Source organism: Streptococcus mitis, assembly GCF_002096815.1.
GTDB lineage: Bacteria > Bacillota > Bacilli > Lactobacillales > Streptococcaceae > Streptococcus > Streptococcus mitis_AD.
On sequence record NZ_NCVJ01000021.1, the window covers coordinates 105,849 to 118,297 of the forward strand.

11 protein-coding genes and 2 pseudogenes are annotated in these 12,449 nt (G+C 40.5%); 6 read left to right on the forward strand and 7 right to left on the reverse strand.

Features of this window, described 5'->3' with window-relative positions:
* Positions 1-286: 286 nt before the first annotated feature.
* From B7696_RS07200 to B7696_RS07215, 4 genes and pseudogenes are all read left to right on the forward strand, one after another.
* Positions 287-1,798 (forward strand): ATP-binding cassette domain-containing protein, encoded by a 1,512-nt coding sequence (locus B7696_RS07200; RefSeq protein WP_004242726.1) that lies wholly within the window; start codon positions 287-289, stop codon positions 1,796-1,798.
* Between the two features lie 290 nt (positions 1,799-2,088).
* A pseudogene (locus B7696_RS07205) lies at positions 2,089-2,286 on the forward strand (DUF389 domain-containing protein); the annotation flags it as partial.
* An 81-nt stretch (positions 2,287-2,367) separates the two neighbouring features.
* Positions 2,368-2,691 carry a potassium channel family protein gene (locus B7696_RS07210; RefSeq protein WP_000825751.1) on the forward strand — a complete coding sequence of 108 codons (324 nt, stop codon included), beginning with the start codon at positions 2,368-2,370 and terminating at the stop codon, positions 2,689-2,691.
* Entirely contained in the window at positions 2,688-3,737 is a 1,050-nt protein-coding gene (locus B7696_RS07215) for a DUF389 domain-containing protein (protein WP_084862988.1), read from the forward strand. The genes B7696_RS07210 and B7696_RS07215 overlap by 4 nt, the downstream gene beginning before the upstream one ends.
* Before the next feature lie 254 nt (positions 3,738-3,991).
* Here the strand turns inward: B7696_RS07215 and thrS are convergent, their stop codons facing one another.
* Both thrS and B7696_RS10655 read right to left on the reverse strand, forming a co-directional pair.
* Positions 3,992-5,935: a threonine--tRNA ligase gene (thrS, locus tag B7696_RS07225; protein WP_000608345.1), complete on the reverse strand. Its 1,944-nt coding sequence runs from the start codon at positions 5,933-5,935 to the stop codon at positions 3,992-3,994.
* A gap of 40 nt (positions 5,936-5,975) precedes the next feature.
* A pseudogene (locus tag B7696_RS10655) lies at positions 5,976-6,157 on the reverse strand (hypothetical protein).
* Positions 6,158-6,468: 311 nt separating this feature from the next.
* On the opposite strand from B7696_RS10655, the gene B7696_RS07230 reads away from it, so the two are divergent.
* Positions 6,469-7,311 carry a metallophosphoesterase family protein gene (locus B7696_RS07230; protein WP_084862990.1) on the forward strand — a complete coding sequence of 281 codons (843 nt, stop codon included), beginning with the start codon at positions 6,469-6,471 and terminating at the stop codon, positions 7,309-7,311.
* A gap of 75 nt (positions 7,312-7,386) precedes the next feature.
* Entirely contained in the window at positions 7,387-7,824 is a 438-nt protein-coding gene (locus B7696_RS07235; RefSeq protein ID WP_001166795.1) for an Rrf2 family transcriptional regulator, read from the forward strand.
* 109 nt (positions 7,825-7,933) lie between these two features.
* Here B7696_RS07235 and B7696_RS07240 read toward each other — a convergent pair whose 3' ends face one another.
* From B7696_RS07240 to B7696_RS07260, 5 genes are all read right to left on the reverse strand, one after another.
* Positions 7,934-9,124 (reverse strand): ferredoxin reductase family protein, encoded by a 1,191-nt coding sequence (locus tag B7696_RS07240; RefSeq protein ID WP_192856299.1) that lies wholly within the window; start codon positions 9,122-9,124, stop codon positions 7,934-7,936.
* Positions 9,125-9,373: 249 nt separating this feature from the next.
* The gene (locus B7696_RS07245; RefSeq protein WP_084862992.1) at positions 9,374-10,033 is read right to left on the reverse strand and encodes an amino acid ABC transporter permease; all 660 of its coding nucleotides are present in this window, start codon (positions 10,031-10,033) and stop codon (positions 9,374-9,376) included.
* Between the two features lie 9 nt (positions 10,034-10,042).
* Complete coding sequence (locus B7696_RS07250) at positions 10,043-10,720, reverse strand: amino acid ABC transporter permease (protein WP_084862994.1); 678 nt, start codon at positions 10,718-10,720, stop codon at positions 10,043-10,045.
* Positions 10,721-10,732: 12 nt separating this feature from the next.
* Positions 10,733-11,527 (reverse strand): transporter substrate-binding domain-containing protein, encoded by a 795-nt coding sequence (locus tag B7696_RS07255; protein WP_084862996.1) that lies wholly within the window; start codon positions 11,525-11,527, stop codon positions 10,733-10,735.
* A gap of 9 nt (positions 11,528-11,536) precedes the next feature.
* Positions 11,537-12,295, reverse strand: coding sequence for an amino acid ABC transporter ATP-binding protein (locus tag B7696_RS07260; RefSeq protein WP_001229568.1), 759 nt, complete (start codon positions 12,293-12,295; stop codon positions 11,537-11,539).
* Positions 12,296-12,449 lie beyond the last annotated feature (154 nt).

Below are 12,449 nucleotides of genomic sequence, written 5' to 3' on the forward strand. Positions count from 1 at the left end.
GGATTGTGGGTGTGTCACGAAATAGCCTAAATCGTTAGAAAAACTGAAAAAGCTTACTTTCAATAGAAGTATTGGAAATATTCATTTTACATCTATCAAAGAAACATGGGATAGACCTATATTTTACAAAATAGCAAATTATATTTTGAATGATAGTAAAAACTGCAGTACTTGTGTGATTTACAATTATTGCACTCAATGTCCGAGTATCGGACTATCTGAAATAGGGAATAGTAGAGATTGTTCTGCGATATGTAAAAAAACGCATTAGCAAGGAGTATCGTATATGCTACCATATCTTAAAACTATTAGATGGTATCTCTTCTTTAATTTTCTTTTTGGTGTAGTATCGAATATCTGCACAGCTTTGTTACCGTATTTCACGCAGGCATTAATCAAAGGGGATTATCAAGTAGCTCTATATGGTTACTCTATGTCAGTGGCTGGCTATTTGAGTTGTAACTATATCCAAATGATACTTGATTGGAAGCAGGGGATTATCTTTTCGACTACTTTGAAAAATGAGTGGTTTCGTTCACTTCTGGGACTCAGTCACCACGATTTCAAGCAGAAAACAGTAGCAGAGTATATTTCCTATCAATCTAATGACCTAGATTCGTTGGAAAAGGATTACCTTCCTCCATTGATGAGTTTTATCAAACAAATTTTACGTATCATCATTTACGCTTTCATTATTAGCAGAACAATTAATCCTATTGTATCACTGATTTTAATCTTTTCCACTGGAATTAGTATTCAAATTCCTAAAATCGTTGGGAAGTTGACCGCTAATCGTAGACAGGTTTACTTGAAAAAACAAGGAGATTACTATCGAACTTTGGAGGATTTGCTCATGGGACATCATTTGGTAAATAAACTAACTATGTCGCATTTTTTGAATCAACAAAAGAGTTCTCTAAAGAATTTGCAGGATAAGTATTTTAAGTATGGTTTGACAAAAATTACAGGCATCTTATTGACAGGTGTTTCTTTTGAATTCATTAGTCTTGTTCTGTTTATTTATTTAGCCTACTCTCTATCTCACCAGCAACTCGGTATTCCTGAGGTGGTGGCGAGTTTCGGATATATTAATGCTTTTTCTGAACCAATACAGGAAATCCTTTATGATTTACAAATGTTAGAGTCCGTAAAGCCTGTAATCAAGAGTTTTCAAAACATTGTTGGGAGACCCGTTTCAGTTCAAGCACCTCAACATTCTTTTGATACGATTACTTTGAAAAACATTTCCAAACAACTGGGAGAATCAAAATTGATAATTACTTCCGCTACGATTCAAAAAGGGGATAAAATTGCGCTTATTGGTAAGAATGGGTCTGGAAAAAGTAGTCTTCTCAACATTTTAAATGGAACAGATGAAGATTTTGAAGGACAAATTGTGCTAGATGGGCTTGTTTTGGACCATCTTTGGGGAAGATTCGGTATGATTCTGCAACAAGAACATACATTTATTTCGAGTTATGAAAATAATGTAACGCTATTCAATAGTTTCAATGAAAAATTCAGAGAAGAAGATTTTGAAAAAATTCCACCACAATCCCTGTCAGGTGGTCAGCAACAACGAATGTATTTAAATCGTGAGAAAAATCGTAAAAATCCATTGCTTATCCTAGACGAACCTTTCTCTGCCTTGGATACTAATCAGTTTAAAATGGAATTGGAAAGAGTTCTGGAACTACCAAGTGCCGTCATTGTTACTTTACATCGCCAAAACGAATTATTAAGTAAGTTTGACCAAGTTTGGGAAATTAAGAATGGAGAACTTGTAATTTTGAAATAGCTAAATTATAAAGAATAAAACGCATAGTATCAAGGTTCAGGAGATACCGTTTTTCCTTCTTCGGATAAGGAAACAAAAATTTCTTGCTTCATCTATCTATTCAATTGATAGATTTCTTCGAAGAAAGACTGTAAAATTTTTGATATAATGTTAAGGATGGACTGACGGATATTTAAAGGATAATTTTCAAAAGAATAACAGGTGAGAAGAAAAATATGTAAGATTGGACAGAAGTCTCTCTACCATCATCCATGCAGAAACAAAATTATACGAAATAAAAGGAGTAACCAATGACTGGAAACTATTCAACACGTGAATACCGTGAGAAATTATATGATGATCTTCATGTTCGATTAAGAGATACAGTGATTTTGATGTGTGCGATTTTTATTGCCTCTATTGGCCTAAATATGAATTCAACAGCTGTCATTATTGGAGCCATGCTGATTTCCCCTCTTATGACACCGATTGTTGGACTGGGGTTTGGTGATGGAGATCATGTCCTATCTTCACTTTGATTATTGGAAAAAAACGGCTCGGTCAGGAGCTAGTATGAATAAGGAGAACAAATGAAACGTTTAAAAATGTTATGGCATATTATGCAGGTTACGGGTTTTACTCGGTTTGCTCTGAGTTTTGTGACCTTTGTTTTTGGGTCAGGAGGCGTGCTTTTCCTAGTTGAACCTGCTATCACAAATTACGGAGACGGTCTTTGGTATGCTTTTGTGACTTCGACGACTGTCGGCTACGGGGATCTCCTAGCTGTGACCTTGATTGGAAGGATTACCAGTGTCTTCTTGACGATTTATGGGCTCATATTTTTTGGCTGTTTATCAGCTGTTATTTTTAATTATTATACCAATTTAAATAAGGAAAGAGGAGAGGACAAATGACTGCCAATTATTCAACACGGGAATACCGTGAGAAATTATACGATGACCTTCATGTTCGATTGAGAGATACAGCGATTTTGATGTGTGCAATTTTTATTGCCTCTATCGGACTAAATATGAATTCAACAGCTGTCATTATAGGAGCCATGTTGATTTCACCTCTCATGACACCGATTGTTGGACTGGGATTCGGTTTAGCTATTTTTGATACGCGTTTAATCAAGCAATCTCTAGAGGTTTTATTGACTCAAGTGTTGGTCAGTTTGCTTGTCTCGACTCTGTATTTCTGGATTTCTCCCTTGTCTTATGCAAGTAGCGAGTTGATTGCACGAACCTCTCCAACCATTTGGGATGTCCTCATTGCTATTGCTGGTGGGATTGCTGGTGTGATCGGTTCAAGGAAAAAAGAAGCAAACAATATCGTGCCAGGAGTAGCCATTGCTACAGCTCTGATGCCGCCTATCTGTACTGCAGGTTACGGTTTAGCTAATGGGAATGTACGATTTTTATTGGGGGCTCTCTATCTTTTCTTGATCAACTGTGTCTTTATCATGCTAATCAACATTGTTGGAACAAGAATTATGATGAGAAAATCTCCCTTAAGTTCATTTAAAGAGCTAAACATTAAAATGAGAATTGGGTTGATATCCTTGATTGTATTATTGATTCTTCCGGCTAGTTATTCAGCAGTCACTCTGACGATAGACCAAGCGCGCAAAGAAGGGATCAAACAGTTTGTAGGAAAAGAGTTCGCCAATTATACGGTTATTAATCAAGTCTACAAGTCAAGTAACAATGAATTGGTCTTGACGGTTGTTGGAGATCCGATTTCAGAAGAAGAATTAGAAACACTCCACCAAAAACAAGCCTCTTACGGTATTCAATCTGTTCAATTGAAAGTGAATCAAGTTCAGAACTCGCCAACATTAGATAGTGAAGCGACCAAGGAATTTTATGAAAACATTGACAAGTATATTGATCAAAAACTCTCTGAAAAAGATTCACAAAACGATCTCGTAAAAGAAAATGAAGCAGACAAGGATTGAGGCTATTGACCTTATCTAACTCATGAAAGCAAATCTTGTGTGGTGGTTTGGTCAATCACTACTAGCTCGGATTAAATAATACTCTTCGAAAATCTCTTCAAACCACGTCAGCGTCGCCTTACCGTACTCAAGTACAGCTTGCGGCTAGCTTCCTAGTTTGCTTTTTGATTTTCATTGAGTAAAAATATAAAAAGCAACAGCTGAAATAGTTGTTGCTTTTTAGGTAGCTAGGATTTTATCCCAGGTTTCATCTCTTATTTCTCAACGCGTGATTTGTTGGCGATATCAGCTAGGATAGCTTGAACAAAGTCATCAACTGAGACAGTTTGTGTTTCTTTTTGGCCGTAGCGACGAACGTTGACTGTTCCGTCTTCCATTTCCTTGTCCCCAACGATCAATTGGTAAGGAATCTTGCTTGTTTGTGACGCACGGATCTTGAACTGCATTTTTTCATTGCGCTCATCTACATCTGCACGGACACCACGGTCACGGAGTTTCTTAGCCACTTCCCAAGCGTAGTCCACGTGTTTTTCGTTAGATACTGGGATGAGGGTTACTTGGTGTGGTGCAAGCCATGTTGGGAAGGCACCCTTGTAGTTCTCAATCAAGATAGCTGTGAAGCGTTCCATAGTTGAGATAACTCCACGGTGGATCATAACTGGACGGTGCTCTTCGCCATCAGCTCCGATGTATTTAAGGTCGAAGCGTTCTGGAAGCAAGAAGTCAAGTTGGATAGTAGAAAGAGTTTCTTCTTTTCCAAGAGCTGTCTTAACCTGGATATCCAATTTTGGTCCGTAGAAGGCTGCTTCACCTTCGGCTTCAAAGTAGTCCACGCCCATTTCATCAAGGGCTGCACGAAGCATGGTTTGAGCATTTTCCCACATCTCATCGTTATCAAAGTACTTGTGAGTATCTTGAGGGTCACGAAGAGAGAGGCGGAAGCGGTATTCAGTCAAGTTGAAATCTTCATAAACATCGATAATCAACTGAAGGGCACGCTGGAATTCTTCTTGGATTTGTTCTGGAGTAACGAAGAGGTGACCGTCGTTGAGTGACATTTCACGTACACGTTGAAGACCAGTTAGGGCACCAGATTTTTCATAACGGTGCATCATACCGATTTCGGCGATACGGATTGGCAATTCACGGTATGAGTGAACATGGTGTTTGAAGACTTGGATATGGTGCGGGCAGTTCATTGGACGAAGGACAAATTCTTCCCCGTCACCCATGTCCATAGTTGGGAACATGTCTTCTTGGTAATGATCCCAGTGACCAGAAGTCTTGTAAAGCTCAACAGAAGCAAGTGGTGGAGTGTAGACGTGTTGGTAGCCTGAAGCTAGCTCTTTGTCAACGATGTAGCGTTCCAACTCACGACGAATAGTCGCACCATTTGGCAACCAGAATGGCAAACCTTGACCAACCTCTTGAGAAATCATGAAGAGGTCAAGCTCTTTACCAAGTTTACGGTGGTCACGTTCCTTGGCTTCTTCACGCATTTGAAGGTAGTTCTTCAAGTCTTTTTTGTCAAACCAAGCTGTACCATAGATACGTTGCATCATAGCGTTGTCGCTATTTCCACGCCAGTAAGCACCTGCTACATGGAGAAGGTGGAAGATTTGGATACGACCTGTTGAAGGGACGTGTGGGCCACGGCAAAGGTCTACATATTCACCCTGACGGTAGATGGTCAAACCACCTTCGTCTTCTGAGTGTTCTTCAATCAATTCCAACTTGTAAGGGTCATTTTTGAAGATTTCACGTGCCTCGTCTTTAGTCACTTCTTCACGGATTGATGGGAAGTTTTCTTTGACAATTTTTTGCATTTCTTCTTCGATACGAGGAAGGTCTTCGTTAGAGATTTGACCAGCTGTGTTGTCAGTATCGTAGTAGAAACCATCTTCGATAGCTGGACCAACCCCCAAGTGAATGTCTGGGAAAAGACGACGAGCTGCTTGGGCGAACAAGTGAGCAGCTGAGTGACGCAAGATTGGAAGGGCATCTTCGTGATCAGGTGTCACGATTTCGATGCTTCCATCTTCAGTGATAGCACGAGTAGTGTCGATGAGTTTGCCGTTGAATTTACCAGCCAAGGCCTTTTTAGCTAGGGAATTGCTGATAGATTGGGCAATTTCAAAAGTTGTAACGCCAGATTCGAATTCACGAACAGCGCCATCTGGGAAAGTAATGTTAATCATGATGTTCTCCTTACTTATATTATTGACGAATGTGTTAACCCTATTCTGAAAACAGGGACAGAGGATTGTGAAAGCTAGAAAAACAAAAAGCGACATCCTCGAAAGGACGTCGCAACGTGGTTCCACCTTCATTTATGTTCCTCAAAAAAGAGGGACACCTCTGATTGGCTCTAACGTGGCCACCGTTTTATGTTTTCATAAAAAACGCAAGAGTAGTGTCAGTTTAGGCTTCCTATGCGTTTCCAGCAACCACGCACTCTCTGGTAGAAAGGGACTAAGTGACTTGTCTCTATGGATTATTATAGCATGATTGTGAGATTTTTCAAGATATTTGTAGATTTTTTTGAATTTTCTTCATTGAAAAAGTGCTTGCTATGCTTTGTTAGGAGTAATGTAAAATAATCTTTTTGATAAGTTTTTACCTTGATAAAAGTAGTGTTCTGGATTTAGTAAGAGTGGGTTAAAGGTGACTATTAAACAGTATTTTTTGTTATAATATTAAAAAGATATATAAGAGGAAATGAGGAGAAAGAATGACAAAAATAGCTCTTCTTTCAGATATTCATGGAAATACCACCGCCTTGGAGGCTGTTTTGGCAGATGCTCGGCAGCTAGGAGTGGATGAATACTGGCTTTTGGGAGACATTCTCATGCCAGGGACAGGGCGTAGAAGAATTTTGGACTTGTTGGCTGAACTACCGATTACGGCTAGAGTTTTGGGAAACTGGGAAGACAGTCTTTGGCATGGTGTCCGTAAGGAATTGGATAGTACTCGTCCCAGTCAACGCTATCTCTTGCGCCAGTGCCAGTATGTTTTAGAGGAAATTTCCCTAGAAGAAATTGAACTGCTCCACAATCAACCTCTACAGATTCATCGTCAGTTTGGGGATTTGACGGTAGGAATTAGCCACCATCTTCCTGATAAGAACTGGGGGAGAGAGTTGATTCATACTGGAGCGCAAGAGGATTTTGACCGCTTGGTGACCAATCCACCTTGTGATATCGCTGTATATGGTCATATTCATCAGCAGTTGCTTCGTTACGGGACTGGTGGGCAATTGATTGTCAATCCGGGCTCGATTGGGCAACCTTTCTTTCTAGACGCCCAGTTGCGGAAGGACTTGCGGGCCCAGTATATGATTTTAGAGTTTGATGACAAGGGCTTGGTAGATATGGACTTCCGACGGGTAGACTACGATGTAGCAGCTGAATTGCAGCTGGCTAAAGACTTGAAACTTCCCTATTTTGAGGTTTATTATGAAAGTCTGGTCAATGGTATCCACCATACTCATCATCAGGAATTTTTGAGAGAATTGGCCCAGAAAGAGGGCTATGATAGGGAATTAGATGCCTGGTTGAAAGGTGGTAACGATTGACATTACAACTAAAAAGGGTATAATAAAAGAAAAAGAAGAGTAGAGGCAGGGTAGCCTCGTAAAAAGGAGAAGAGGATGCAAATTCCAAGTAGATTTACCATTGCGACTCATATGCTGATAATCATTGCCCTCAAGGGGAAGGAAAGCAAGGTGACCAGTGATTTTCTGGCTGCTAGTGTCGGGGTCAATCCAGTCATTATCAGAAAGACCTTGTCCCAGTTGAAGAAGGCAGAGCTGATTTCAGTAGCGCGAGGAACAGGGGGAACAGAGATTGTCAAGGACCTTAAGGACATTAGTCTTTTAGATGTTTATCAAGCGGTCGAGTGTCTTGGTAAGACAGGTCAACTCTTTAGTTTTCATGACAATCCCAATCCAAATTGCCCTGTAGGAGCTCATATTCATGATGTTTTGGATCAAAAATTGGAGAGAATTCAGTTGGCGATGGAGGCTGAACTTGGTCAGACCAGTCTAGAACAAGTCGTGGCTGATGCAGAGAGTCAAATGAAGGATTAAGAGGGATAGATGCCTGCAAATGAAACTCAAAACACTGCTAGAAATCTGGCAGTGTTTTTTGAGATTGCGTAGAAAAAACTCCTGGGAAATTCCAGGAGAGTATGAGTGGTTATTTGAACTTGAATCCTTCGTAAATAAGCTCTGCTTTTGGATTTTGTTTCTTAATCTGTTTTGCAAGTGACTTCATCATAGAAAGAGGACCACACATATAGACGGTTGCATGTTCGGGCACTTCTTCTTGCTCAAAATTAAGATAGCCGTCTTTCCTACTATCTACTAGATGGAGTTCAAAATTAGGATTTTTCTGAGCATAGTCACGGAGCAAATATAGGTAGACTGCATTTTCCTCTCCACGGAAGCTATAGTAGAAGTGAACCTGTTTATCTAAAATAGGATGTTCACGGATGTAAGAGATGAAGGGGGTAATCCCAATGCCTCCAGCAATCCAAACCTGATTTTCTCGTCCTTCTTCTATGATCATGTGTCCGTAAGCTCTATCTACGCTTACTTTGCTGCCGACTTGAAGATTGTCATAGATATTCTTGGTATGGTCACCTGAATTTTTAACAGTAAAGTAAAGAGTTTGACCATGACCTCCTGAGATAGAAAAGGGATGCGGAGCACTTTCAAAGCCTTCTTGGAAAATCTTTAGGAAGGCAAATTGTCCTGATTGATAATTGAAAGGTCTGCTAAGATGGATTTGAATTTCTCTAGTATCGTGATTCAAGCGTTTGAGATTGGTAATTTTCCCTAGATAGGGGAAGCCAATCTTTTGATATAGAAAAATGATATAAAAACCAGCTAGTAAGCCTAAAAGGGCATAGCTACCAACAAGAAAACTTAGAAGATTAAATGTGAGAAGACGATTGCCCATGATCATGTAGACATGAAAGAGTCCGAAAATATAAGCTAGGTAAACCAGGCGGTGAATCCATCTCCAAGCTTCGTATTGGATGTATTTGCCTAAATAGGCGACGAGGATGATGCTGACAAAGATATAGATGGCAAGATTGCCAAACTGAGCAGCTAAACGAGATCCCCACAAACCGCCCATACTAAAGTTATGAAAGATGAGTAGGATGACGGATAGAAAGGCTGTGAATTTGTGGACGGTGTAGATCTTCTCCAAACCGTGAAACCAGCTTTCTAGTAGGGGGAGACGAGTGGCTAGGATAAAAGTCAGAGATAGGCTTGTTAAAGCTAGTCCTGGAATCATGAATTGGGGAGAAGTGTTCATCCAAGCAAAAAGAGTCAAGATAAAACTAGCTATGATAAAGAGTAGTCCTTTGATTGATTTCATAGAAAATTCCATTTCATTTAGATTTTGATTTGTTGTAAACAAATTTGTTACATTTTATCATAGAAAAAGTATGGTGTCAAATTGAGATCTATAAATGTTTACTATCATAAAAAAACTCTCCAATTGAACTGGAGAGTGGCTGTTTATACTCAATGAAAATCAAAGAGCAAACTAGGAAGCTAGCCGCAGGCTGTACTTGAGTACGGCAAGGTGAAGCTGACGTGGTTTGAATTTGATTTTCGAAGAGTATTATTCTGCAGCTTGTTGCCAACGTTTTGCTAGCATATGAGATAGGCTAGAAATGGCTAGGTTAAAGCTGAAGTAGATGAGGGCAATCAGGATATAAAGGCTAAACACTTGCTCTGGTTCGAAATAACGGCCCATGAGAATTTGGCTGGCTCCAAAAAGTTCTTGTAGGGCGATAACAGAGTAGAGAAGACTGGTATCCTTAATCACGGTAACAAACTGAGAAATGATGGCTGGTAGCATTTTACGAATAGCTTGTGGAAGAATGATGTGGTAGAGGATTTGGGTTGAGGTGAATCCTTGTGACATTCCTGCTTCGTATTGTCCCTTGTCTACGGCATTGAGACCGCCTCGAATAATCTCAGCTAGGGCAGCTGAGGTAAAGAGAGTAAAGGCAGTGATTCCTGCTGGAGTGGATTTCATCTTGAAAACCAAAAAGATAGTGAAAATCCAGAGAAGGTTGGGAACGTTGCGCACAAATTCGATGTAAATGCTGGAGATGATACGTAAGACAGGATTTTTGCCATTTCTCATGACGGCTAGCACCGTACCGATAAGGGTAGAGAGGACGATAGCAATCAGAGAAATGTAGAGGGTCAAGCCAAATCCTTTAAAGATAAAGACTAGGTTATCTGGGGTCAAAACTTCTAAAATGGATTCCATAGTAACCTCCTAAAGTGAATAGGCTTTTTTGTTGGCTTGCTCCATCTTGCGACCAAACTGGGCGACAGGGAAGCAAAGAGAAAAGTAGAGCAGGGCAGCGCCTAGAAATGCTGGAATGTAGTTTCCGTTGAGAGCTGACCAAGACTTGGTCACAAACATCAAGTCTACACCAGAGATGATAGCGACTGTTGAGGTGTTCTTGATGAGGTTGACGATTTGGTTGGTCAAAGGAGGGAGTATGATACGGAAGGCCTGAGGCAAGATAATCAAGCGCATGGCACTGATATAGGTAAACCCTTGCGACAAGGCGGCCTCCATCTGACCGCTAGGAATAGACTGAATTCCTGAGCGAATCACCTCAGCAATATAGGCACCGTGATAGAGTCCCACGCAGAGAACGGCTGTCCAATAAATCGGAATCATGATGATATGGTCACTGATAAGAGGTAGACCATAAAAGACGATGACAAATTGCACCAAAAGGGGAGTGTTTTGGTAAAATTCAACAAAGATGCGAGCCAAAATTCTCAATATTGGACGCTTGCTGGTTGACATGGCTCCAAAGAAGATGCCCAAAACCATGGCTAGGATAAAGGATCCGATTGCTAGGGAAAGGGTGAAGAGGAAACCATTGAAAAATTGTCCAAAATCCTGAAAATAGGCTGTCCAAGATGATAAATCTGTCATGGGGTATCCTCCTTAATCTGCAGTATGGCTAGATGGTTTGAGCTTGTAACGGTCATAAAGTTTTTGCAAACTACCATCCTTGCTCCATTTAGTGACCAAGTTATCAAGATAGTCGTTGAGCTCTGTATTTGATTTCTTAGTAACGATACCGTAGTCAGATGGCTTGAAACTATCATCTAGTAGTTCTGTCCGCTTACTGATGTAGCCAGATAGGATAGAACGGTCAACGGAAAAGGTATCGATACGGTGAGCGTGTAGGGAAGTAATCAATTCTGGGTAGGAACCAAGTTCGACGAATTTAAAGGTCAAGCCTTTCTTTTTACCCAGTTCGGTAATCAGGCGTTGAGTAATGGAACCTTGGGCAACCCCGATGGTTTTTCCGTTTAGGTCCTCAATGCTTTTGATTTTGGCAGACTTATTGACCAAAAAGCCAGAAGCGTCCGTGTAGTAAGGACTGGTAAAGTTGTAGAGTTTTTTGCGTTCGTCTGTGATGGTAAAGGTCGCGATATCCATATCGACCTGTTCATTGTCTAGAAGGGGTCCGCGAGTTTGTGCTGTAACTGGTACATAACGAACCTTGACCTTGAGCTCATCAGCTACCATCTTGGCCAAGTCAGTTTCGATACCAGAATAGGTCCCTGTCTTGGGATCCTTGTAACCGAAATTGGGAACGTCTTGTTTCACACCAACAACCAGCTCGCCTCTCTTTTGAATGTCTGCGACACTGGTATCAGCCTGGACTGGTTTTGCAGCAGCAAGGCCAAAAAGGCTAATCAATAATGCGGATAAAAAGAATTTCTTTTTCATAGGGCCTCCTTATTTGACTTTGTCACTTTCGTGGTTGATGATTTTGCTGAGGAATTGTTGGGCACGAGGTTCGCTTGGATTATCGAAAAAGTCATCAACATCTGTCGTATCTACTAAAACCTCTCCGTCAGCCATAAAGATGATGCGGTCAGCAACTTCACGGGCAAAGCCCATTTCATGAGTCACGATAATCATATTCATACCATCGTGGGCCAATTTTTGCATAACCGCTAGAACATCGCCGATGGTTTCAGGGTCAAGAGCAGATGTTGGCTCATCAAAGAGGAGGAGTTCAGGATGCATAGCGAGTCCACGTGCGATGGCAATCCGTTGTTTCTGTCCACCAGAAAGCATGGCTGGATAAGAATCTTTCTTGTCCCACATATTTACAAATTCCAGATATTTTTGGGCTGTTTTTTCAGCTTCTTTTTTATCAATTCCTAGAACTTTTATGGGTGCTAGTGTTACGTTTTCTAACACCGTTTTATGCGGATAGAGGTTGAAATGTTGGAAAACCATGCCGACTTCCTTGCGAAGGGGCACCAAATCTTTCTGGCTGGCACCAGCAACTTGGTGACCATTTACTAGAAGACTTCCTTTGTCTACAGCCTCCAAACCATTGATGGTGCGGATAAGAGTGGACTTACCAGAACCAGAAGGACCTAGGAGTACAACAACTTGCCCTTTTTCAAAACGGAGATTGATGTCGCGGAGTGCATGGTAATCTCCGTAATATTTTTCGACGTGTTCAAATTCTACTAAAGCCATAAGGAATCTCCTTTGTGTTAGATTTTATAACATGATTCTACACCAAAAGATTTGTCTTGTCAAATCATATCTGAAAAAATTCACTAAAATTTTATAAAAAAGCAATCTGGATAGAGAAAACGTCTAAATCGTGTTATAATGAAGCGATAGAATT